The sequence below is a fragment of the Streptacidiphilus sp. ASG 303 genome, from assembly GCF_020991365.1.
Lineage (GTDB): Bacteria > Actinomycetota > Actinomycetes > Streptomycetales > Streptomycetaceae > Peterkaempfera.
In genome coordinates this window covers 449,990-472,869 of sequence record NZ_JAJLRA010000001.1, presented here as the reverse complement: position 1 = coordinate 472,869, position 22,880 = coordinate 449,990, and the positions used below count along the sequence as shown (strand labels likewise).

The following is a 22,880-nucleotide window of genomic DNA, read 5'->3' as shown; positions in this document are numbered from 1 at the left end:
GGGACCGGCGGGCGGTAGCGGATGGGTAGCGGCTGCGCGCCGGACTGTCGCAACGGCGGCCGGAAGCTGGCCCCGGTGGCACATCGACGGGGGGCGGGCCCGGCCTACGATGGGCCCGTCGCACCGATTCGTCTCCCAGTGAGGTCCTCCGTGTCCACCACCTCTCCCGCCACCCCCTCCCACGGCGAGGGCGACCAGCCCCAGGTCGGCACGGCCCGCGTCAAGCGCGGCATGGCCGAGCAGCTCAAGGGCGGCGTGATCATGGACGTCGTCACGCCCGAGCAGGCGAGGATCGCCGAGGACGCCGGCGCCGTGGCCGTCATGGCCCTGGAGCGCGTCCCCGCCGACATCCGCAAGGACGGCGGCGTGGCCCGCATGTCCGACCCGGACATGATCGACGGCATCATCAACGCCGTCTCCATCCCGGTCATGGCCAAGTCCCGGATCGGCCACTTCGTCGAGGCCCAGGTCCTCCAGGCGCTCGGCGTCGACTACATCGACGAGTCCGAGGTCCTCACCCCGGCCGACGAGGTCAACCACAGCGACAAGTGGGCCTTCACCACCCCCTTCGTCTGCGGTGCCACCAACCTGGGCGAGGCCCTGCGCCGCATCGCCGAGGGCGCGGCCATGATCCGCTCCAAGGGCGAGGCCGGCACCGGCAACGTCGTCGAGGCCGTCCGCCACATGCGGCAGATCCGCGCCGACATCCGCCGCCTGACCACCCTCGACGAGAACGAGCTCTTCGTCGCCGCCAAGAACCTCCAGGCCCCGTACGAGCTGGTCAAGGAGGTCGCGACCCTGGGCAAGCTCCCGGTCGTCCTCTTCAGCGCGGGCGGCGTGGCCACCCCCGCCGACGCCGCGCTCATGATGCAGCTCGGCGCCGAGGGCGTCTTCGTCGGCTCCGGCATCTTCAAGTCCGGCGACCCGGCCAAGCGCGCCGCCGCCGTCGTCAAGGCCACCACCTTCTTCGACGACCCGGACGTCATCGCCAAGGTCTCCCGCGGCCTGGGCGAGGCCATGGTCGGCATCAACTGCGACACCCTGCCCGAGACCGAGCGCTACGCCAACCGCGGCTGGTAGTCCCGGCAGGCCGGGCCCGCCGGACCGTCCGCACCCGTGCGGCCGGTCCGGGCCGGGCCGCCGGGCCCGCCCACGCAGCGGTCCGCCGCACCGGGCCCGGCCCGGCGCGGCGGACCGTCCGCGTTCCCGCCCCGTCCGCGTCCCCCCTCCCGCCCCGCCCGCGTCCCCCCTCCCGCCCCGCCCGTGTTCCCGCACCCCCCGCCTCCTGCCCCGAAGGGGAACCCCGTGTCCAGCACCCCCACCGTCGGAGTCCTCGCCCTCCAGGGCGACGTCCGCGAGCACGCCGTGGCGCTCGCCGAGGCCGACGCGCTCGCCCGGCCGGTCCGCCGCCCCGAGGAGCTGGCCGACCTCGACGGCCTGGTGATACCCGGCGGCGAGTCCACCACCATGTCCAACCTGGCGCTGGCCTTCGGCCTGATGGAGCCGCTGCGCGCCCGTGTCGCCGAGGGCCTGCCGGTGTACGGCTCCTGCGCCGGCATGATCATGCTGGCCGACAAGATCCTCGACGGCCGCGACGACCAGCAGTCCGTCGGCGGCATCGACATGACCGTGCGCCGCAACGCCTTCGGCCGGCAGAACGAGTCCTTCGAGTCCCCGGTCGACTTCGCCGGCCTGGAGGGCGGCCCGCTGCACGGCGTCTTCATCCGCGCCCCCTGGGTGGAGTCGGTCGGCGCCGGCGTCGAGGTCCTCGCCGAGCTGCCCGCGGGCCCCGCGGCCGGCCGGACCGTCGCCGTCCGGCAGGGGAACCTGCTGGCCACCTCCTTCCACCCGGAGCTCACCGGCGACCACCGCGTGCACGCCTTCTTCGTGGACCTGGTGCGCGCCGCCGCGCGCTGACCTCCGCCGGTTCCGGCCGGGGCCCCGTGTCTCGGTAGGATCGCACTGTTCTTTTCCGTTGGATGACGTTGTAAGGAGCCAGGCGATGTCCGGCCACTCCAAATGGGCCACCACCAAGCACAAGAAGGCCGTGATCGACGCCAAGCGCGGCAAGCTCTTCGCGAAGATGATCAAGAACATCGAGGTGGCGGCCCGCACCGGTGGCGGCGACCCGGCGGGCAACCCCACCCTCTACGACGCCATCCAGAAGGCGAAGAAGAGCTCGGTCCCGAACGACAACATCGACCGCGCCGTCAAGCGCGGCTCCGGTGCCGAGGCCGGCGGTGCCGACTACTCCACGATCATGTACGAGGGCTACGGTCCCAACGGCGTCGCCGTGCTGATCGAGTGCCTCACCGACAACCGCAACCGCGCCGCCTCCGACGTGCGCGTGGCCATGACCCGCAACGGCGGCTCCATGGCCGACCCGGGCTCGGTGTCGTACATGTTCACCCGCAAGGGCGTCATCATCGTGCCCAAGGCCGGCGAGCTCACCGAGGACGACGTCCTCACCGCCGTCCTGGAGGCCGGCGCCGAGGAGGTCAACGACCTCGGCGAGGCCTTCGAGGTGATCTGCGAGGCCTCCGACCTGGTCGCGGTCCGCACCGCGCTCCAGGAGGCCGGGATCGACTACGACTCGGCCGACGCCAACTTCGTCCCGAGCGTGCAGGTGTCGCTGGACGCCGACGGCGCCCGGAAGATCTTCAAGCTGATCGACGCCCTGGAGGACAGCGACGACGTGCAGAACGTCTTCGCCAACTTCGACGTCGCCGACGAGGTCATGGCCGAGATCGACGCCTGACCCGCCGCACCCCGCGCCGGCCCGGCCGCCCCTCCCGGGGGCTGCCGGGCCGGTCCGCTTCGGGGGCCGCCCCGGCGCGGCCCGGCGGGGCGCGGCACCCGGTTGTCGGACCCTCCCGATAGCCTCTGACCTCGAACAGCCATCGACCGAGAGGCGGCCCCCGCGTGCGGGTACTGGGTGTGGACCCCGGACTGACCAGGTGCGGCGTCGGCGTGGTCGACGGCGGCCCCGGCCGCCCGCTGCGCATGGCCGGCGTGGGCGTGGTCCGCACCCCCGCCGACGCCGAGATCGGCGCCCGGCTGCTGCTGATCGAGCAGGGGCTGGAGGAGTGGCTGGACACCCACCGCCCCGACGTGGTGGCCGTCGAGCGGGTCTTCGCCCAGCACAACGTCCGCACCGTCATGGGCACCGCCCAGGCCAGCGCCGTCGCCATGCTCTGCGCCACCCGGCGCGGCCTGCCCGTCGTCCTGCACACCCCCAGCGAGGTCAAGGCCGCCGTCACCGGCAGCGGCCGCGCCGACAAGGCGCAGGTCGGGGCCATGGTCACCCGCCTGCTCCGCCTCGACGCGCCCCCGAAGCCGGCCGACGCCGCCGACGCGCTCGCCCTCGCCATCTGCCACATCTGGCGCGGCGCCGCCGGCGACCGGATCGCCGCGGCCGTCGCCCGGACCGCCGCCCGGCCGCCGGCGCGTCCCGCCGCCGGCCCGCCGTCCGCCGCCGGCGCCCCGTCCGCCCCGGCCCGCACGGCCGCCGGCGCGGCCCGTCCGGCCCGCACCCCCCGCTCCGGCACGTCCGAGGAGAACCGCCCGTGATCGCCTTCGTCAGCGGCCCCGTCGCCGCCGTCTCCCCCACGGGCACCGCCGTCGTGGAGGTCTCCGGGGTCGGCCTCGCCCTGCAGTGCACCCCCGCCACCGCCGCCGGCCTGCGGGTCGGCGAGCACGCCCGCCTCGCCACCTCCCTGGTCGTCCGGGAGGACTCCCTCACCCTGTACGGCTTCGCCGACGACGACGAGCGCCGCACCTTCGAGCTGCTCCAGACCGCCAGCGGCGTCGGCCCCCGCCTCGCCCAGGCCATGCTCGCCGTCCACAGCCCCGACGCGCTGCGCCTGGCCGTCGCCCAGGGGGACGAGAAGGCCCTCACCGCCGTCCCCGGCATCGGCAAGCGCGGCGCGCAGAAGCTGCTGCTGGAGCTCAAGGACAAGCTCGGCGCCCCCACCGGCTCCGTCCCGGCCCAGCCCCTCGCCGCCGGCCCGGCCCCCTGGCGCGACCAGCTGCACTCCGCCCTGGTCGGCCTCGGCTACGCCCCGCGCGAGGCGGAGGACGCGGTCGCCGCCGTCGCCCCCGACGCCGAGGCCCAGGAGCGGCCCGACATCGCCGTCCTGCTGCGCACCGCCCTGCGCACCCTCAACCGCACCCGCTGACCCGGCCCGCCCGACCCCGTACCCTCGGCCCCGTACCCCTCCGCCGCCCGGTCCCCCCGGCCGCAGACCCGCCCGCCCGCACCCCTCCCGCACCCCCTCCGGAGAGCGCCCCCCATGACGCCGTACGACCCCACCGACTCCGAGGCCGGCGACCGCCTGGTCACCGCGGCCGCCGACGGCGAGGACCGGGCGGTCGAGGCGGCGCTGCGGCCCAGGGACCTGGGCGAGTTCATCGGCCAGGAGCGGGTGCGCGAGCAGCTCTCGCTGGTGCTCCAGGCCGCCCGGCGGCGCGGCGCCACCCCGGACCACGTGCTGCTCAGCGGTCCGCCCGGCCTGGGCAAGACCACCCTTTCCATGATCATCGCCGCGGAGATGAACGCCCCCATCCGGATCACCTCCGGGCCCGCCATCCAGCACGCGGGCGACCTCGCCGCGATCCTCTCCTCGCTCACCGAGGGCGAGGTGCTCTTCCTCGACGAGATCCACCGCATGTCCCGGCCCGCCGAGGAGATGCTGTACATGGCGATGGAGGACTTCCGGGTCGACGTCATCGTCGGCAAGGGCCCCGGCGCCACGGCCATCCCGCTGGAGCTGCCGCCCTTCACCCTGGTCGGCGCCACCACCCGGGCCGGCCTGCTGCCGCCCCCGCTGCGCGACCGCTTCGGCTTCACCGGGCACATGGAGTTCTACGCCCCCGCCGAGCTGGAGCGCGTCATCCACCGCTCGGCCGGGCTCCTCGACGTGGAGATCGACGCCGCGGGGGCCGCCGAGATCGCCGGCCGCTCCCGCGGCACCCCCCGCATCGCCAACCGGCTGCTGCGCCGCGTCCGCGACTACGCCGAGGTCCGGCACGGCGGGCTGATCACCCCGGGGATCGCGGCGCAGGCCCTGGACGTGTACGAGGTCGACGGCCGCGGCCTGGACCGCCTGGACCGCTCCGTGCTCGACGTGCTGCTCCGGCTCTTCGGCGGCGGCCCGGTGGGCCTGTCCACACTGGCGGTCGCGGTGGGGGAGGAGAGCGAGACGGTGGAGGAGGTCGCCGAGCCGTTCCTGGTCCGCGAGGGCCTGCTCGCCCGCACCCCGCGCGGCCGGATCGCCACCGCCGCCGCCTGGCAGCACATGGGCATGACACCCCCCGCGGCCTCGCCGGGGCCCCGCGCCCCGCTCGCCGCCCAGCAGGGCCTCTTCGACCGCTCCGAGCCCCCCGCGCCGGAGGACTGAGCCCTCCGCGCCCGAGGACCGAGCCCCCCCGCGCCGGAGGACCGTGCCCTCCGGGCCGTGGGGGCGGACCCTCAGGTCCGGGGGAGCGGGCCCGCCCGCACCCCCGGGGGAGCGGGCCTCCCGGCCCCGCCGCCGGGTCCCCCGCACCGGTGGTCCGCGGCGGTGCACCCGGCCGGGGGCTCGCCACTTGCGGAACCCGGATGCAATGCTTGACGTTGTCCGACCAAGGCGGGTCACCCTAGACTCCGCCGAGCCGCCCCTGCCGGGCGGCCAGACCTCCCCCCACACCGGTCGCCCCGCGCGGCCCCGCAAAGGACCTGTCAAGCCGTGCTTACCACCCTTCTCCCCCTGCTCCTCCTGGTGGGCGTCATGGTCCTCATGACGCGCAACGCCAAGAAGAAGCAGCAGCAGGCTCTCGAGATGCGCAACACCATGGGGCCCGGCTCCGGGGTGCGCACCATCGGCGGCATGTACGCCACGGTCAAGTCGGTCAACGACGACACCGTCGAGCTCGAGGCCGCCCCGGGCGTCTTCCTGCACTTCACCAAGAGCGCCATCGCCGCGGTGCTGGAGCCCGAGGAGTACGCGGCGATCATCCACGGGGTCCCGGCGTCCGACGACGTCCCGCCCTTCGTCGAGGACGACGCCGCGGCCGTCACCGCGGACCTGACCAAGCCCGCCGCCGCGGACCTCTCGAAGCCCGCCGCCGCCCCGGCCGCCGACGCCCCCGAGGGCACCGCCGACGCCCCGAAGAGCGGCCCGGCCGCCGAGGGCGAAGGCCCGGCCGCCGCGAAGTAGCGGTCGCAGGCGCGCTTCGCCGACCGGGCGGCACCTCCGCCGACCGGTCCTCAGGACCAGCGGACCGCCGCGCCCGCCGCCCCCGGCCGTACAGCGGTCCGGGGCGGCCCGCCGCAGCCGGCCGCACGGACAGGGAGAAACGAGAAGGTGGCAACACCCAAGTCGCGTCCTCGCGACGGGCACCCGGGGAAGGCGTTGGCCTTCATCCTGGTCGTCATGGTCGGGCTCGTCGGCCTGATGTTCGCGCAGAACCTCACCACGCCCCGCCTGGGCATCGACCTCGCGGGCGGCACCAGCGTCACGCTGACCGCCTCGTCCAAGGACCCCAAGGCGGTCAACGAGACCAACATGGCCACCGCGGCGAGCATCATGCTCAAGCGCGTCAACGGCATGGGTGTGTCCGAGGCCGAGACGCAGGTCCAGGGCAGCAAGAACATCATCGTCAACATCCCGAAGGGCAGCGGGAAGGACGACACCCGCAACGCGGTCGCCCAGATCGGCACCACCGCCAAGCTGTACTTCCGCCCCGTGCTCGCCACGGGCGTCTCCGTGCCGAAGGGCGCCGCCAAGCCGGCCCCCGCGCCGAGCGGCTCCGCCTCCGGGACCAAGCCCTCCGCCGGCTCCTCGGCGAAGCCCTCCGCCCCGGCCGCGTCCCCCGCGCCGAGCAGCACCACGGCCGGCCGTGCCGTGAGCCGCGCCCTGCAGGCAGGCTCCACCGCCACGCCGTCCACCGCCCCCTCGGCGAAGGGCGCGGCCGCGAAGGGCGCCGCGGCGAAGGGTGCCGCCAAGGCGTCGCCCGCGCCGAGCGCGAGCGCCCCCGCCTCCACGGACACCCCGACCTCGATCACCACCGGCGGCGCCGTCCCGGCCGACCTGGCGAAGCAGTTCGCGGCCCTGGACTGCACCGACCAGGCGCAGCGCAGCCGCAACTACCAGACGTCGACGACCGCCAACGCGGTCGCCTGCGACGAGAAGGAGTCGACCCAGCCGGGCGTCCCGAAGGGCACCTACGAGAAGTACGCCCTGGGCCCGGTCGCGGTGAACGGCGTCAACGTCACCGACGCCAGCGCGGTCTTCGACACCCAGCGCTCCATGTGGATCGTCCAGCTGAAGTTCGACGGCACGGGCGCCAAGGGGTTCACGGCCACCACCACGCAGCTGGCCGCCAAGCAGTCGCCGCAGAACCAGTTCGCCATCGTCCTGGACGGCCAGAACGTCTCCGCCCCCCAGGTCACCGCCCCCATCCCCGGCAACAGCGCCGAGATCACCGGCTCCTTCACGCAGAAGGAGGCCGACGACCTCGCCAACGTGCTGAAGTTCGGCGCCCTGCCGCTGGACTTCACCACCCAGTCGGTGAGCACCGTCTCCCCGCAGCTCGGCGGTGAGCAGCTGCACGCCGGCCTGATCGCGGGCGCCATCGGCCTCGGCCTGGTGGTCCTGTACTCGCTGGTCTACTACCGCGGCCTCGGCCTGGTCAGCATCGCCGGCCTCGTCGTCTCCGCCGTGCTGACCTACTCGATCATGTGCCTGCTGGGCAAGGCCATCGGCTTCGCCCTCAACCTGCCGGCCGTCTGCGGCGCCATCGTCGCGATCGGCATCACGGCGGACTCCTTCATCGTGTACTTCGAGCGCATCCGCGACGAGGTCCGCGAGGGCGCCCAGCTGCGCACCGCCGTGCAGCGCGCCTGGCCGCGGGCGCGGCGCACCATCCTGGTGTCGGACTTCGTGTCCTTCCTCGCCGCCGCGGTGCTGTACATCGTCTCGGTGGGCAAGGTCCAGGGCTTCGCGTTCACGCTGGGCCTGACCACCCTGCTCGACGTCGTGGTGATCTTCCTCTTCACCAAGCCGCTGATCACCCTGCTCGCCCGGACGAAGTTCTTCGGCGGGGGCCACCCCTGGTCCGGGCTCGACCCCAAGCGGCTCGGAGCCCGTCCGCCCATCCGCGGCGGACGCCGCCGTACCGGCCGACCCAGCGTCGCCAAGGAGGCCTGATGTCCAAGCTCGGCAGTCTCGGCCATCGCCTCTACCAGGGCGAGGTCAGCTTCGACTTCGTCGGCCGGCGCATGCTCTGGTACTCCCTGTCCGCGCTGATCCTGCTCGCCGCCCTCGTGGGCCTGGGCGTCAACGGGCTCAAGCTCGGCATCGAGTTCACCGGCGGCTCCGTCTACACGGTGACCAAGCCCGGCATCACCACCACCGAGGCCCGGACGGCCGCGGACCGGATCGTGGAGCACTCCAACCCGATCGTCCAGGCGGTGGGCAGCGACAAGGTCACCATCCAGATCAGCAAGGACGAGACCAAGACCACCGCCCAGGTCACCGACGAGCTCTCGAAGGACCTCGGCGTCAAGGCCGACACCATCAACGCCGACCTCATCGGCCCGAGCTGGGGCAAGGAGATCTCCAAGCAGGCGCTCACCGGCCTGATCATCTTCATGATCCTGGTGACGGCCTACCTGGCGATCGCCTTCGAGTGGCGGATGGCGGTCTCGGCCCTGGTCGCCCTGCTCCACGACCTCGTGATCACCGTCGGCGTGTACGCCCTGGTGGGCTTCGAGGTCACCCCGGGCACCGTGATCGGCTTCCTCACCATCCTCGGCTACTCGCTCTACGACACCGTCGTCGTCTTCGACACGGTGAAGGAGAACGCCCGCGGCATCACCAAGCAGAACCGCCTCACCTACAGCGAGGCCGCCAACCACGCCCTCAACCAGACCCTGGTGCGCTCCATCAACACCACGGTCCTGGCGCTGCTGCCGGTCGCCGCGCTGCTCTTCATCGGCGGCGGCATCCTCGGCGCCGGCACGCTCAACGACATCTCGCTGGCGCTCTTCATCGGCCTCGCGGCCGGCGCCTACTCCTCGATCTGCGTCGCCACCCCGCTGCTGGCGCAGCTCAAGGAGGAGCAGCCCGAGATGAAGGCCCTGGCCAGGCGGGTCGCGCAGCGCCGCGCCGCCGACGCGAAGGCCGCCGCCGAGAAGGGCGGGCCGACCCCCGGCGAGGACGGGGAGGGTCCGGAGGACGCCGTCCCGGCCGGCGTCGTCGGCCAGCGGAACCAGCCCGTCGGCCGCCGCGGCAGGGGCCGCCCCTCGGGCAAGCGGAACTGACCCCCGTTCCCGCGCGCACGACCGCCGCCGCCCGGCGGGAGGAGACTCCCGCCGGGCGGCGGCGCTTTCCGGGACCCGGGCGCGGTCCCGCGGCGGCACCCGCCGGTCCGCCCGGCGCACGGACGGCGGTAGGGTCGATGACCGGCATCCATCCGGCCACCGAGAAGAGGACCACGTTGACCGCCGCCCACACGGCCACCCCCGACGCCGGACTGGCGGAGCTGCTGCTCTCCAGGATCCGGGACGTCCCCGACTACCCCCAGCCGGGCGTGGTGTTCAAGGACATCGCCCCGCTCCTCGCCGACGCCGCCGCCTTCGGGGCGCTCGTCGAGGCGCTGGCGGAGCGCGCCAGGGCGCTCGGGGCGACCAAGGTGGCGGGCCTGGAGGCGCGCGGCTTCGTCCTCGCGGCCCCGGCCGCCCACGCGGCCGGCCTCGGCTTCGTGCCGATCCGCAAGCAGGGCAAGCTGCCCGGCCCGGTCCACAGCCGCGCCTACGACCTGGAGTACGGCTCCGCCGTCATCGAGGTCCAGCAGGACGCCTTCGCGCCCGGCGAGCGGGTGCTGGTGGTGGACGACGTCCTCGCCACCGGCGGCACCGTCTCCGCCGCCCTGGACCTGCTGCGCCAGGCCGGCGCCGACCTGGCCGGCGTGGTCGTCCTCATGGAGCTGGGCTTCCTCGACGGCCGCGGCGTCCTCGCCGAGCACCTCGGCGACGCCCCCCTGGAGGCCCTGCTCGCGGTCTGAGGCGCGCCCGGGGCGGGCCGGGAGCGCCCGGGGCACCCCGCAGGGCGGGCCGGGAATCCCCGGCCCGCCCCGCGGCGTTCCCGGGGGACCGCGGGGAACACGGCGGCCCCCGCATCGGTACCATGGAAGTTCCACCTGCGCTCCGCCGCCGGAGCCCAGGAGCCCGCACCGCCCGAGGAGCGCCCTTGCCCGAAGAGGTTGTGCCCAAGGCCGCGGCCGTCCAGGACACCGCCCCCGCCGCAGGCGGCACCCCCGGACCGGCCACGCCCCCCGCCGGCGGGTCCGGCGGGCAGTCCGCGCCCACGGCGGCCGGATCGGGCACCTCGCGCGCCGTCGCGCCCGCGGCGGGCGCCGCACGGCAGTCCGCCTCCGCCTCCAGCGGCCGCGTGCGGGCGCGGCTCGCCCGTCTCGGCGGCCAGCGCACCAGCACCTTCAACCCGGTGCTGGAGCCCCTCTTCCGGATCGTCCGCGGCAACGACCCCAAGGCCGACCTGCGGGACATCGAGCGGGCCTACACCGTCGCCGACCGCTGGCACCGCGGCCAGAAGCGCAAGAGCGGCGACCCGTACATCACCCACCCGCTCGCGGTGACCACCATCCTCGCCGAGCTGGGCATGGACGCCCCCACCCTGATGGCGGGCCTGCTCCACGACACCGTCGAGGACACCGACTACGGCCTGGACACCCTGCGCCGCGACTTCGGCGACACCGTCGCGATGCTGGTGGACGGCGTCACCAAGCTGGACAAGGTGAAGTTCGGCGAGGCGGCCCAGGCGGAGACCGTCCGCAAGATGGTCGTCGCCATGGCCAAGGACCCCCGCGTCCTGGTGATCAAGCTCGCGGACCGCCTGCACAACATGCGCACCATGCGCTACCTCAAGCGGGAGAAGCAGGAGAAGAAGGCCCGCGAGACCCTGGAGATCTACGCCCCGCTGGCGCACCGGCTGGGCATGAACACCATCAAGTGGGAGCTGGAGGACCTCGCCTTCGCGATCCTCTACCCCAAGATGTACGACGAGATCGTCCGGCTGGTCGCCGAGCGCGCCCCCAAGCGCGACGAGTACCTGGCCACCGTGATCGACCAGGTGCAGGGCGACCTGCGGTCCGCCCGCATCAAGGCGACCGTCACCGGCCGCCCGAAGCACTACTACTCGGTCTACCAGAAGATGATCGTGCGGGGCCGCGACTTCGCCGAGATCTACGACCTGGTGGGCATCCGGGTGCTGGTCGACACCGTCCGCGACTGCTACGCGGCGCTCGGGACCATCCACGCGCGGTGGAACCCGGTGCCGGGGCGGTTCAAGGACTACATCGCCATGCCCAAGTTCAACATGTACCAGTCGCTGCACACGACGGTCATCGGGCCCGGCGGCAAGCCGGTCGAGCTGCAGATCCGCACCTTCGACATGCACCGCCGCGCCGAGTACGGCATCGCCGCGCACTGGAAGTACAAGCAGCGGGCCGTCGCCGGCGCCTCCAAGGTGCGCACCGACGCCCCCGCCGCGCCGCGCCGGGCCGGCGACCGGGGCGACCTCAACGAGATGGCCTGGCTGCGGCAGCTCGTCGACTGGCAGAAGGAGACCGAGGACCCGGGCGAGTTCCTGGAGTCGCTGCGGTTCGACCTCTCCAGCAACGAGGTCTTCGTCTTCACGCCCAAGGGCGACGTGATCGCGCTGCCCGCCGGGTCCACGCCGGTGGACTTCGCCTTCGCCGTCCACACCGAGGTCGGCTACCGCTGCATCGGCGCCCGGGTCAACGGCCGCCTGGTGCCGCTGGAGTCCACCCTGGACAACGGCGACCTGGTGGAGGTCTTCACCTCCAAGGCCGCCGGCGCCGGGCCGTCCCGCGACTGGCTGGGCTTCGTCAAGTCGCCGCGGGCCCGCAACAAGATCCGCGCCTGGTTCTCCAAGGAGCGCCGCGAGGAGGCCATCGAGCAGGGCAAGGACGCCATCGCCCGCGCCATGCGCAAGCAGGGCCTGCCCATCCAGCGGATCCTCACCGGCGACTCGCTGGTCACCCTGGCCCACGAGATGCGCTACCCCGACATCTCCTCCCTCTACGCCGCCATCGGCGAGGGCCACGTCGCCGCGCAGTCCATCGTGCAGAAGCTGGTGCAGGCGCTCGGCGGCGAGGAGGGCGCCACCGAGGACATCGCGGAGATCACCACCCCGTCGCCCGAGCACGCCCGGCGGCGCCGCCCCAAGGGCGACCCCGGCGTCATCGTCAAGGGCGTCGAGGACGTCTGGGTGAAGCTCTCCCGCTGCTGCACCCCGGTGCCCGGCGACCCCATCGTCGGCTTCATCACCCGCGGCAACGGCGTCTCCGTCCACCGCGCGGACTGCGTCAACGTGGAGTCGCTCTCCCAGCAGCCCGAGCGCATGATCGACGTCGAGTGGGCGCCCACCCAGTCCTCGGTCTTCCTGGTCGCCATCCAGGTCGAGGCGCTGGACCGCTCCCGGCTGCTCTCCGACGTCACCCGGGTCCTCTCCGACCAGCACGTCAACATCCTGTCGGCGGCGGTGCAGACCTCCCGCGACCGGGTGGCGATGAGCCGCTTCACCTTCGAGATGGGCGACCCCAAGCACCTGGGGCACGTCCTGAAGGCGGTCCGCGGGGTGGAGGGCGTGTACGACGTCTACCGCGTCACCTCCGCCCGCCAGCAGCGCTGACGGCCCGACCCGCCGGCGTTCCCGCCGCCCCGGCCCCCGACGCCGCCCCGGCCGCCCGCCGGGGCGGCGGCACGACGGACCGGTACGTCCGGCGGGGCGCGGCGGCCGTCCGCCGCCCCCGCCGCTCTGCCGGCCCCGCGCGCCGGGACGGCACGGGCCGGGACGCGGCGGCGGCCGGGACCCCGCCGCTGCGGGGTCCCGGCCGCCGTGTCCGGGCCGTCGGCGCGGCTCAGCCGCTGAACTCCTCCAGCGACTTCTGCGCCTGCTCCAGCAGCTCGCGGCGCCCGGCCAGCTCGGCCTCCAGCTTCGCGGCCTTGGCGGTGTTGCCCGCCGCACGGGCCCGCTCCGCCTCGCCCTCCAGCCTCTCCACCGCGGCCTGCAGCAGCCCCGTCATGCCCTGGGCGCGCGCCCGGGCCTCCGGGTTGGTGCGGCGCCACTCGGCCTCCTCGGCCTCCCGGATCGCCCGCTCCACGGTGTGCAGCCGGGCCTCCAGGCGCGGCCGGGCGTCGCGCGGCACGTGGCCGATCGCCTCCCAGCGCTCGCCGATCGACCGGTAGGCGGCCTTCGCCGCCTTCAGGTCCGTGACCGGCAGCAGCGCCTCGGCCTCGACCAGCAGCGCCTCCTTCTGCGTCTGGTTCTCCCGCTGCTCGGCGTCGCGCTCGGAGAAGGCCTCCGAACGGGCCTGGAAGAAGACGTCCTGGGCGCCGCGGAAGCGGGTCCACAGCTCGTCCTCGGCCTCCCGCTGGGCGCGGCCCGCCGCCTTCCACTCCGTCATCAGCTGGCGGTAGCGGGCCGCGGTCTCGCCCCACTCGGTGGAGCCGGAGAGCGCCTCCGCCTCGGCCACCAGCTCCTCCTTGCGGGCGCGCGCCTCCTCGCGCTGCTGGTCGAGGGTAGCGAAGTGCGCCTTGCGCCGCTTGGAGAACGCCGAGCGGGCGTGCGAGAAGCGGTGCCACAGCTCGTCGTCGCTCTTGCGGTCGAGCCGCGGCAGGCCCTTCCAGGTGTCGACCAGGGCGCGCAGCCGGTCCCCGGCCTCCCGCCACTGGGTCGACTCCGCCAGCTGCTCCGCCTCGGCGACCAGCTGCTCCTTGGCCGTCCGGGCCTCCTCCTGGGCCTTCGCCCGGGCGGCCCGGCGCTCCTCCCGGCGGGACTCGATCTCGCCGGTCAGGGCGTCCAGCCGGGCGGCGAGCGCGGCGAGGTCGCCCACCGCGTGGGCCTCGACGACCTGGGCGCGCAGGTGCTCCACCGCGGTCAGCGCGTCCTTGGGCGCGAGGTCGGTGGTGCGTACGCGGCGCTCCAGGAGGCCGATCTCCACCGCGATGCCCTCGTACTTCCGCTCGAAGTACGCGAGGGCCTCCTCCGGGGAGCCCGCCTGCCAGGAGCCGACGACGCGCTCTCCTTCGGCCGTCCGCACGTAGACGGTCCCCTGCTCGTCGACACGGCCCCACCGGTCGCTGGTCACAGCGCCTCCTCCACATGACACCCGCCCCCGGCGGCGCCGGGCCGCCGGGGTGCGGACGTCGTCCACAGTTGGTGTACGGCCGCCCCGGCTCACGGGCCGGCCGCCCGGTGCGCCGCCTTCGCGGTGCCTGGTGGAGGCGGCCGCCGGGTCAGGGCACCCTACACAACAGCAACATAGGCGACCGGCACCGGTGCTGTCCGCATCCGGGGCCGCCCGTTTCGCGCGGCGGGGTCCCGCCGCCCGCGCCCCGGGCCGGGGCGCCCGTGCCTCCGGTCAGCCCTTGGCGGCGGTGACGGAGTCCATCACCACGCCGGCCTTGGGGGCGCCGTCCGCGCCGCCGCCCACCACGCCGCCCGCGGCGATGTTCTGCAGCACGTCCAGCCCGCCGGTGATCCGGCCGAAGGGCGTGTAGTTCGGGGGCAGCTCGGTGTCCTTGTAGACCAGGAAGAACTGGCTGCCGTTGGTGCCGGGGCCCGCGTTGGCCATCGCCACCGTGCCCGCCTTGTAGGTGGCGCCCTTGAGGTTCTCGTCCTTGAACTGGTAGCCGGGGCCGCCCGAGCCCTGGCCGGTCGGGTCGCCGCACTGCAGCACGTAGATGCCCTGGGTGGTCAGCCGGTGGCAGGGCACGTGGTCGAAGTAGTGCTGCCCGGCGAGGAAGACGAACGAGTTGACGGTGTGCGGTGCCGCGGCCGGGTTCAGCTCCAGCGTCACCTTCCCGCAGGTGGTGTCCAGCACCGCCCGGTAGGTCGCCTTGGTGTCGACGGTGAGCGCGGGCTCGGCCTTCCACTGCTTCCCGTTCGGCTTCGCCGAGGACGGGACCCTGCAGCCCTTGACCGACGCCGGGTCCGCCGAGGGGGCGGCGGACGGCGCGGCGGACGGCGCGGCGGACACGGCGTCGCCGGCCGCCGGGGCGTCCTTCTTCGCGTCGCCGTCGCCCGCCAGCGACGCCCCGGCCCAGGCGGCACCGCCGGCGAGCAGCACCACGGCCAGCGAGGCGCCGACCACCGTGTTGCGCCGCCTGGCGCGCCGCTGCGCCTCGGCCCGGCGCTGCTGCTGCCGCTCGTACTTCGCCCGGGCGAGCTCCCGCCGCCGCTTCTCGCTGTCCACCTGGGGGTCTCCTCGTTCGTGGCCGGGGGTCCGCCGGGGGTCCGCGGCCGGGGGGCTGAGGGGCGTGCGCCGGTGCGGCACGCGCCTGTCGGCGGCCAGTGTAGGGACGTCCCGGGTAAACCCGGCGTCAGCGGACGGTTCCGCACCGCAGCCGTGCCGCGCCCCGCCGGGGCCGCACCCGGCCGGCCCCCGCCCCGGGGAGCGGCGGCGCCGGACGGGGGAGCGGCGGGGACGCGCGGGAGCCGGGCCCCGCATCTGGTTCGCAAACGGCACCGCACCGCCGGTAGGCTGCCCGGAGACCTCAGAGACCGCCGCCCGAACCCACCCCCGAGGACGCCCGTGTTCATCGCCGGATTCCCCGCCGGAGCCTGGGGCACCAACTGCTACCTGGTCGCCCCGGCCGCCGGCGAGGAGTGCGTGATCGTCGACCCGGGCCACGAGGCCGCGGACGGCGTCGAGGAACTGGTCCGCGAGCACCGGCTCAAGCCGGTCGCGGTGGTGCTGACCCACGGGCACATCGACCACATCGCCTCCGTGGTGCCGGTCTGCGGCGCCCGCGGCGTCCCGGCGTGGATACACCCCGACGACCGCTACATGATGGCCGACCCGGCCCGCGGCCTCGGCCTCTCCCTCGGGCAGCAGATCATGGGGTCGATCACCGTCGGCGAGCCCGACGACGTGCGCGAGCTCTCCGACGGCGCCGTCCTCGACCTCGCCGGCCTGCGGCTCACGGTCGACCACGCACCCGGCCATACCGAGGGGTCGGTGACGTTCAGGACGCCCGCCGCCGGGGACGTGCCCCCGGTCCTCTTCTCGGGCGACCTGCTCTTCGCCGGCTCCGTCGGACGCACGGACCTGCCCGGGGGCGACTCCGCCGCACTCCTGAGGTCGCTGGCACGCGTGTGCCTGCCGCTTCCGGACGAGACGGTGGTCCTCTCCGGCCACGGCTCCCAGACCAGCATCGGCCGCGAGCGCGCCGCCAACCCCTACCTCAGGCAGGCGGCCGGCGCCGCCGGGGCGGCACCCGCCGCCCCGCGACGAGGAATGTGACGGAAGCGAAGTTGAGCACCTTCTCCGCCCCCAAGGGCACCTACGACCTGATCCCGCCGGACTCCGAGACCTTCCTCGCCGTGCGCGAGGCCATCGCCGCGCCCCTGCGCCGCGCCGGGTACGGCTACGTCGAGACCCCCGTCTTCGAGGACGTCAACCTCTTCTCCCGCGGTGTCGGCGAGTCCACCGACATCGTCACCAAGGAGATGTACACCCTCACCACCAAGGGCGGCGACGACCTCGCGCTGCGCCCCGAGGGCACCGCCTCCGTGCTGCGCGCAGCCCTCCAGGCCAACCTGCACCGCACCGGCAACGTGCCGGTCAAGCTCTGGTACTCCGGCTCCTACTACCGCTACGAGCGGCCCCAGGCCGGCCGGTACCGCCAGTTCTCGCAGGTCGGCGCCGAGGCGATCGGCGCGGAGGACCCCGCACTCGACGCGGAGCTGATCGTCCTCGCGGTCGACGCCTACCGCTCCCTCGGTCTCAGGGACTTCCGCCTGCTGCTCAACAGCCTCGGCGACCGCGAGTGCCGCCCCCTCTACCGCGCCGCCCTCCAGGACTTCCTGGGCGGCCTGGACCTCGACGAGGACACCCGCCGCCGCGCCGAGATCAACCCGCTGCGCGTCCTCGACGACAAGCGCGAGGCCGTGCAGAAGCAGCTCGCCGGCGCGCCCCTCATGCGCGACCACCTGTGCGAGGGCTGCAAGGCCTACCACGAGCAGGTGCGCGAGCTGCTGACCGCGGCCGGCGTCGCCTACACCGACGACCCCCGGCTGGTGCGCGGCCTGGACTACTACACCCGCACCACCTTCGAGTTCGTCCACGACGGCCTGGGCTCGCAGTCCGCGGTCGGCGGCGGCGGCCGGTACGACGGCCTGTCCGAGATGATCGGCGGCCCCGCGCTGCCCTCCGTCGGCTGGGCGCTCGGCGTGGACCGCACCGTCCTGGCGCTGAGGGCCGAGGGCGTGGACGTCGCCGTCCCCGCCCGCACCCAGGTCTTCGCGGTGCCGCTCGGCGAGCAGGCCCACCGGACGCTCTTCGGCCTGGTCACCGAGGCCCGCCGGGCCGGCATCGCCGCGGACCTCGCCTTCGGCGGCAAGGGGCTCAAGGGCGCCATGAAGTCCGCCGACCGCTCCGGCGCCCGCTGGGCCGTCGTCGCGGGCGAGCGCGACCTCGCCGACGGCGTCGTCCAGCTCAAGGACCTCACCACCGGCGACCAGACCCCGGTCGCCGTCGACGCTCTCGTCACCACCCTGAAGGAGAAGCTTTCGTGATCCGCACGCACGACGCGGGCACCCTCCGCGCGGAGCACGCCGGAACCACCGTGACCCTCGCCGGCTGGGTCGCCCGCCGGCGCGACCACGGAGGCGTCGCCTTCATCGACCTGCGCGACGCCTCCGGCACCGTGCAGGTCGTCGTCCGCGACCTGGACTCGGTGCACGGCCTGCGCGCCGAGTACTGCGTCAAGGTCACCGGCGAGGTCCGCGTGCGCCCCGAGGGCAACGAGAACCCCGACATCCCCACCGGTGCCGTCGAGGTCGTCGTCGCCGACCTGGAGGTCCTCTCCGAGGCCGCCCCGCTGCCGTTCCCGGTCGCCGAGTACGAGCCCGGCACGGTCAACGAGGAGGTGCGGCTCCGGTACCGCTACCTCGACCTGCGCCGCGAGGGCCCGGCCCGCGCGCTGCGCCTGCGCTCCAAGGTCAACCACGTCATCCGTACGGTGATGGAGGAGAACGGCTTCCTCGACATCGAGACGCCGAACCTCACCCGCTCCACCCCCGAGGGCGCCCGCGACTTCCTCGTCCCGGTCCGCCTGCAGCCCGGCACCTGGTACGCGCTGCCGCAGTCCCCGCAGCTCTTCAAGCAGCTGCTGATGGTCGCCGGCATGGAGCGCTACTACCAGATCGCCCGCTGCTTCCGCGACGAGGACTTCCGCGCCGACCGGCAGCCGGAGTTCACCCAGCTCGACGTGGAGATGTCCTTCGCCGACCAGGAGGACGTCATCGACGTCGGCGAGCAGGTCGTCGCCCGCGTGTGGAAGGAGGTGCACGGCTACGACGTCCCGCGCCCGCTGCCGCGCCTCTCCTACGCGGACGCCATGGCCCGCTACGGCTCGGACAAGCCCGACGTCCGGTTCGGCCAGGAGCTGGTGGACCTCACCGGCTACTTCGCCGGCACGGAGTTCCGCGTCTTCCAGGCCCCCTACGTCGGCGCGGTCGTCATGCCCGGCGGCGCCTCCCAGACCCGCAAGCAGCTCGACGCCTGGCAGGACTGGGCCAAGGCCCGCGGCGCCCGCGGCCTCGCGTACGTCGTCGTCGACGCCGAGACCGGCGAGCTGCGCGGCCCGGTCGCCAAGAACCTCTCCGAGGAGCACCTGGCCGGCCTCGTCGAGGCCGCCGGCGCGGCCAGGGGCGACGCGATCTTCTTCGCCGCCGGCCGCCGCACCGCCTCCCAGGAGCTGCTGGGCGCCGCCCGCCTGGAGATCGGCCGCCGCTGCGGCCTGATCGACGAGTCCGCGTGGGCGTTCCTCTGGGTCGTCGACTTCCCGATGTTCGAGCCGGTGGAGGACGACAAGGGCGAGCAGACGGGCTGGACCGCCATCCACCACCCGTTCACCGCCCCCACCGCCGCCTCCCTGGACACCTTCGACAAGGACCCGGCGAGCGCCCTGTCCAACGCCTACGACCTCGTGCTCAACGGCTCCGAGATCGGCGGCGGCTCCGTCCGTATCCACCAGCGCGAGGTCCAGCAGCGGGCCTTCGAGGCCATCGGCCTCTCCCCGGAGGAGGCCGCCTCGCAGTTCGGCTTCCTGCTGGAGGCCTTCAACTACGGCCCGCCGCCGCACGCCGGCATCGCGCTGGGCCTGGACCGGCTGGTGACCCTCCTCGGCGGGTACGACACCATCCGGGACGTCATCGCCTTCCCGAAGACGTCGACCGGCGGCGACCCGCTGACCGGGGCCCCGACCCCGATCACCCCCGAGCAGCGCCGCGAGGCGGGGATCGACGCCAAGCCCAGGCCCAGGGGCGAGGCGGAGCAGGCGTCCGGGTCCTGATCCGGGCGGCAGGACCTTCCGGGCCCCGGCGGCCGCGTACCTGGCGGCCGCCGGGGCCCGTTCACAACGGTGTGGAGCACGGAGGGAGCAGGCGATGATCGAGCGCACCGGAGTGGTCCGGGCGAGACCCGAGGAGCCCGGCGACGCACCGGCGGTGCGCCGCGTGCACATGGCGGCCTTCCCGAGTCCCGCGGAGGCCGACCTGGTCGACACGCTGCGCAAGGACCCGGTGTGGCTGCCCGGCCTGTCCTGGGTCGCGGTGGACCACCGCGGCCTGGTGATCGCCCACGCGCTCCTCACCCGGCTCGACGTCGGCGGCGGCGACGCGCTGGCCCTCGCCCCGGTGGGGGTCGCCCCGGAGTGGCAGCGCCGCGGGGTCGGGACCTTCGTGGTCCGCTCCGCCCTGGAGGCCGCCGAGGCCGCCGGGGAGCGGCTGGTGGTGGTGCTGGGCGACCCGCGCTGGTACGGCCGGTTCGGCTTCGCACCCGCCGCCGACCACGGCGTCGACGGCCCGTTCGACGGGGCCGCCGCCCACTTCCAGGCGCTGCCGCTGGCGGCCCACGACGGGGCGCCGCGCGGCGTCGCGGTCTACCCGCCGCCCTTCGCCCAGGTCTGACCGGCCCCGGCCGGCCCCGTCCGGTCCGGCCCCGTCCGATCCCAAAGGACCCGATCCGGGCGGACCCGATCCGCCCGGGCCCGTCCGCCCCGGCCCGGGGCCCGGTGCGGCCGCCCTCCGGCGGCCCCCGGGATTTTCTTCCCGCAGGTTTGAACCGTCCACCGTCCGGCCCCGTAATCCTCCTCGACGGCGGCGCTACCGCGCCACAGCAGACCGGACCGAGGAGTGCGCAGATGAAGAAGGCGACAAGGGCGGGAGCCGCTGTGGGGGCTGCGGCCGTGGTCCTGCTTGCAGGCGCCTGCGGATCTTCCCAGCAGTCTGCCGGCACCACCACCGTGCAGCCCGCGGCGGCCGCCGGCGACGCCTACGGGAACTCCGCGGCCTACGGCGGCTCCTCGTCCGCGCCCCAGGCCGCCCCGGCCGCCGCCGGAGCCGCGGGGGGCATCGGCACCGCCAAGGACGCGAAGCTCGGCGAGATCCTGGTCGACGGCCAGGGCCGGACCATGTACCGCTTCGACAAGGACACCGCCAACCCGGCGAAGTCCAACTGCAACGACGCCTGCGCCCAGGCGTGGCCCCCGGTCCCGGCGTCCGCCAAGGACGGCGCCAAGGTCGCCGACCCGAGCCAGCTGGGCGAGGTGACCCGCGCCGACGGCTCCAAGCAGCTGACCGTGGCCGGCTGGCCGATGTACCTCTACGCGGCCGACTCGGCGGCCGGCCAGACCAACGGACAGGGCGTCAACCAGGTCTGGTGGGCCGTCCAGCCGAACGGCAAGAAGGCCGGCCAGGCCGGCGGCGCCGCACCGGCGGGCGGCGGCGCGTACGGCGGCTCCGGCAGCGGCGGCGGCTCGTACGGCGACTCGGGCAGCAGCACCGCGTGGCCGGCGCTCTCCAGCGTCGAGGACCCGCAGCTCGGCAAGATCCTGGTCGACGGCAAGGGCATGGTGCTCTACCGCTTCACCAAGGACGTCGCCTGGCCCATGAAGATCTCCTGCGTCGGCCAGTGCGCCAAGGTCTGGCCGCCGGCCAGGCCCCTCGACCTGAAGCAGCAGGAGGAGGCCGCCAAGGCGCTCGGCATCGACCGGAAGCTGATCACCAACATCCACCGGCCCGACGGCACCTGGCAGCTCGCCATCAACTGCTGGCCCGTCTACACCTACAGCAAGGACACCAAGCCCGGCCAGGCCTCCGGCCAGGGCGTCGGCGGCACCTGGTTCGCCGTCACGCCCCAGGGCAAGCTGGCCAAGTAGACCCGCAGGGGAACCGGCGGCGCCTGGCAGCGGCCCGCCGGTGCGGGGAAGGGGAGGGCGGCGCACGGACAGGAAGGGTCCGTGCGCCGCCCCGGTGCGTCGCGGCCCCGCCGCCCGGGCCCGCCCCGCTCCCCGGCCCGCCCCGCTCCCCGGCCCACCCCGCTCCCCGGCCCACCCCGCTCCCCGGCGCACCCCGCGCCGCCGGGGCGCCGCGGGTCCGGGGCGCCCGGGGTGTCCGCGCCCTGGCATACGCTGCACGGGTGGAAGCCGACCTCTTCACCGCCGCCGCCGAGGAACGCCGGGCCCGGGAGCCCGGCCGCGAGCCGCTGGCCGTCCGGATGCGCCCGCGCACCCTGGACGAGGTCGCCGGGCAGCGCCACCTGCTCGGCGACGGGTCCCCGCTGCGGCGCCTGGTCGCCTCCGCCCGCGGCCCCGCCGCCACCTCCTCGGTCATCCTGTGGGGGCCGCCCGGCACCGGCAAGACCACCCTCGCCCACGTGATCAGCCGGGCCACCGAGCGCCGCTTCGTGGAGCTGTCCGCGATCACCGCGGGGGTGAAGGAGGTCCGCGCCGTCATCGACGGCGCCCGCCGCGAGGTCGGCGCCTCGGGCCGGGAGACGGTGCTCTTCCTCGACGAGATCCACCGCTTCTCCAAGGCCCAGCAGGACTCCCTGCTCCCGGCGGTGGAGAACCGCTGGGTCACCCTCGTCGCCGCCACCACCGAGAACCCCTCCTTCTCGGTGATCTCCCCGCTGCTCTCCCGCTCGCTGCTGCTCACCCTGGAGTCGCTCACCGAGGACGACGTCCGCGCGCTGCTGCGCCGGGCCGTCGCCGACGAGCGGGGCCTGGGCGGCGCCCTGACCCTCGCGGAGGACGCCGAGCAGCACCTGGTGCGGCTGGCGGGCGGCGACGCCCGCCGGGCGCTCACCACCCTGGAGGCGGCGGCCGGCGCGGCCCTGGCCCGCGAGGAGGACGAGATCACCCTGGCCGTCACCGAGGCCGCGGTGAACCGGGCGGCGGTCCGCTACGACAAGGCCGGCGACCAGCACTACGACGTGGCCAGCGCCCTCATCAAGTCCATCCGCGGCAGCGACGTGGACGCGGCGCTGCACTACCTGGCCCGGATGGTCGAGGCGGGGGAGGACCCCCGGTTCATCGCCCGGCGGCTGATGATCTCCGCCAGCGAGGACATCGGCCTCGCCGACCCCACCGCGCTGCAGACGGCGGTGGCCGCCGCCCAGGCGGTGCAGCTGATCGGATTCCCCGAGGCCCGGATCACCCTCTCCCAGGCCGTGATCGCCCTGGCCCTGGCGCCCAAGTCCAACGCGGCCTACCTGGCGATCGACGCCGCGCTGGAGGACGTCCGCAAGGGGCTCGCCGGGCCCGTCCCGCCGCACCTGCGCGACGCCCACTACGCGGGGGCCCGCACGCTCGGCCACGGCCAGGGGTACCGGTACCCGCACGACCTGCCGGGCGGGATCGCGGCCCAGCAGTACGCGCCGGACGCGGTGCACGGCCGCCGCTACTACCGGCCCACCCGCTACGGCGCGGAGGCGCGCTATGCGGAGGTCGCGGAGCGGGTGCGGGGCAAGCTGTCCGGGGAGTGACGCCCCGGCGGCCGGCGCCC

Annotated in this window: 19 protein-coding genes; 17 read left to right on the top strand and 2 right to left on the bottom strand. The window is 74.7% G+C overall.

Annotated features, from left to right (window positions below):
* The first annotated feature begins 150 nt into the window (after positions 1 to 150).
* From pdxS to LO771_RS02045, 11 genes are all read left to right on the top strand, one after another.
* Positions 151 to 1,080, top strand: a complete 930-nt coding sequence (pdxS, locus tag LO771_RS02095; RefSeq protein WP_308188812.1) for a pyridoxal 5'-phosphate synthase lyase subunit PdxS — start codon at positions 151 to 153, stop codon at positions 1,078 to 1,080.
* Positions 1,081 to 1,305: 225 nt separating this feature from the next.
* Positions 1,306 to 1,917 (top strand): pyridoxal 5'-phosphate synthase glutaminase subunit PdxT, encoded by a 612-nt coding sequence (gene pdxT, locus LO771_RS02090; protein ID WP_230647716.1) that lies wholly within the window; start codon positions 1,306 to 1,308, stop codon positions 1,915 to 1,917.
* 85 nt (positions 1,918 to 2,002) lie between these two features.
* Positions 2,003 to 2,758: a YebC/PmpR family DNA-binding transcriptional regulator gene (locus LO771_RS02085; RefSeq protein WP_230647714.1), complete on the top strand. Its 756-nt coding sequence runs from the start codon at positions 2,003 to 2,005 to the stop codon at positions 2,756 to 2,758.
* 164 nt (positions 2,759 to 2,922) lie between these two features.
* Positions 2,923 to 3,570, top strand: a complete 648-nt coding sequence (ruvC, locus tag LO771_RS02080) for a crossover junction endodeoxyribonuclease RuvC (RefSeq protein ID WP_230647712.1) — start codon at positions 2,923 to 2,925, stop codon at positions 3,568 to 3,570.
* Positions 3,567 to 4,178, top strand: coding sequence for a Holliday junction branch migration protein RuvA (gene ruvA, locus LO771_RS02075; protein ID WP_230647710.1), 612 nt, complete (start codon positions 3,567 to 3,569; stop codon positions 4,176 to 4,178). The genes ruvC and ruvA overlap by 4 nt, the downstream gene beginning before the upstream one ends.
* Positions 4,179 to 4,292: 114 nt before the next feature.
* Entirely contained in the window at positions 4,293 to 5,399 is a 1,107-nt protein-coding gene (ruvB, locus tag LO771_RS02070; protein ID WP_230647708.1) for a Holliday junction branch migration DNA helicase RuvB, read from the top strand.
* A 327-nt stretch (positions 5,400 to 5,726) separates the two neighbouring features.
* Positions 5,727 to 6,197, top strand: coding sequence for a preprotein translocase subunit YajC (gene yajC / locus LO771_RS02065; RefSeq protein ID WP_308188811.1), 471 nt, complete (start codon positions 5,727 to 5,729; stop codon positions 6,195 to 6,197).
* Positions 6,198 to 6,344: 147 nt separating this feature from the next.
* Positions 6,345 to 8,189, top strand: a complete 1,845-nt coding sequence (gene secD, locus LO771_RS02060; protein WP_374228032.1) for a protein translocase subunit SecD — start codon at positions 6,345 to 6,347, stop codon at positions 8,187 to 8,189.
* Positions 8,189 to 9,304 carry a protein translocase subunit SecF gene (gene secF / locus LO771_RS02055; RefSeq protein ID WP_230647707.1) on the top strand — a complete coding sequence of 372 codons (1,116 nt, stop codon included), beginning with the start codon at positions 8,189 to 8,191 and terminating at the stop codon, positions 9,302 to 9,304. The genes secD and secF overlap by 1 nt, the downstream gene beginning before the upstream one ends.
* Positions 9,305 to 9,480: 176 nt before the next feature.
* Positions 9,481 to 10,047, top strand: a complete 567-nt coding sequence (locus LO771_RS02050) for an adenine phosphoribosyltransferase (protein ID WP_230647704.1) — start codon at positions 9,481 to 9,483, stop codon at positions 10,045 to 10,047.
* 122 nt (positions 10,048 to 10,169) lie between these two features.
* Positions 10,170 to 12,716 carry a bifunctional (p)ppGpp synthetase/guanosine-3',5'-bis(diphosphate) 3'-pyrophosphohydrolase gene (locus LO771_RS02045; protein WP_230647700.1) on the top strand — a complete coding sequence of 849 codons (2,547 nt, stop codon included), beginning with the start codon at positions 10,170 to 10,172 and terminating at the stop codon, positions 12,714 to 12,716.
* A 229-nt stretch (positions 12,717 to 12,945) separates the two neighbouring features.
* On the opposite strand, the gene LO771_RS02040 is transcribed toward LO771_RS02045, so the two are convergent.
* The gene (locus LO771_RS02040; protein WP_230647698.1) at positions 12,946 to 14,175 is read right to left on the bottom strand and encodes a DUF349 domain-containing protein; all 1,230 of its coding nucleotides are present in this window, start codon (positions 14,173 to 14,175) and stop codon (positions 12,946 to 12,948) included.
* Positions 14,176 to 14,448: 273 nt separating this feature from the next.
* A complete protein-coding gene (locus tag LO771_RS02035; RefSeq protein ID WP_230647696.1) occupies positions 14,449 to 15,282 on the bottom strand; it encodes a peptidylprolyl isomerase in 834 nt (277 codons plus the stop codon).
* Positions 15,283 to 15,621: 339 nt separating this feature from the next.
* Between LO771_RS02035 and LO771_RS02030 the strand changes: the two genes are divergently transcribed.
* From LO771_RS02030 to LO771_RS02005, 6 genes are all read left to right on the top strand, one after another.
* Positions 15,622 to 16,332: an MBL fold metallo-hydrolase gene (locus LO771_RS02030; RefSeq protein WP_230647694.1), complete on the top strand. Its 711-nt coding sequence runs from the start codon at positions 15,622 to 15,624 to the stop codon at positions 16,330 to 16,332.
* Between the two features lie 11 nt (positions 16,333 to 16,343).
* Positions 16,344 to 17,606 carry a histidine--tRNA ligase gene (gene hisS, locus LO771_RS02025; RefSeq protein WP_230647692.1) on the top strand — a complete coding sequence of 421 codons (1,263 nt, stop codon included), beginning with the start codon at positions 16,344 to 16,346 and terminating at the stop codon, positions 17,604 to 17,606.
* On the top strand, positions 17,603 to 19,387 hold the full coding sequence (gene aspS, locus LO771_RS02020) for an aspartate--tRNA ligase (RefSeq protein ID WP_230647690.1): 1,785 nt from the start codon (positions 17,603 to 17,605) through the stop codon (positions 19,385 to 19,387). The genes hisS and aspS overlap by 4 nt, the downstream gene beginning before the upstream one ends.
* 94 nt (positions 19,388 to 19,481) lie before the next feature.
* Entirely contained in the window at positions 19,482 to 20,003 is a 522-nt protein-coding gene (locus LO771_RS02015) for a GNAT family N-acetyltransferase (RefSeq protein WP_230647688.1), read from the top strand.
* Positions 20,004 to 20,236: 233 nt separating this feature from the next.
* The gene (locus tag LO771_RS02010; protein WP_230647686.1) at positions 20,237 to 21,253 is read left to right on the top strand and encodes an SCO0930 family lipoprotein; all 1,017 of its coding nucleotides are present in this window, start codon (positions 20,237 to 20,239) and stop codon (positions 21,251 to 21,253) included.
* Between the two features lie 260 nt (positions 21,254 to 21,513).
* Positions 21,514 to 22,860, top strand: a complete 1,347-nt coding sequence (locus LO771_RS02005) for a replication-associated recombination protein A (protein WP_230647682.1) — start codon at positions 21,514 to 21,516, stop codon at positions 22,858 to 22,860.
* Positions 22,861 to 22,880 lie beyond the last annotated feature (20 nt).

Bases quoted from the DNA above. Each gene is read 5' to 3' on its own strand.
- secF (WP_230647707.1), top strand. From the start codon at position 8,189: ATGTCCAAGCTCGGCAGTCTCGGCCATCGCCTCTACCAGGGCGAGGTC.
- LO771_RS02045 (WP_230647700.1), top strand. From the start codon at position 10,170: ATGGAAGTTCCACCTGCGCTCCGCCGCCGGAGCCCAGGAGCCCGCACC.
- LO771_RS02010 (WP_230647686.1), top strand. From the start codon at position 20,237: ATGAAGAAGGCGACAAGGGCGGGAGCCGCTGTGGGGGCTGCGGCCGTG.
- ruvB (WP_230647708.1), top strand. From the start codon at position 4,293: ATGACGCCGTACGACCCCACCGACTCCGAGGCCGGCGACCGCCTGGTC.
- LO771_RS02015 (WP_230647688.1), top strand. From the start codon at position 19,482: ATGATCGAGCGCACCGGAGTGGTCCGGGCGAGACCCGAGGAGCCCGGC.
- LO771_RS02085 (WP_230647714.1), top strand. From the start codon at position 2,003: ATGTCCGGCCACTCCAAATGGGCCACCACCAAGCACAAGAAGGCCGTG.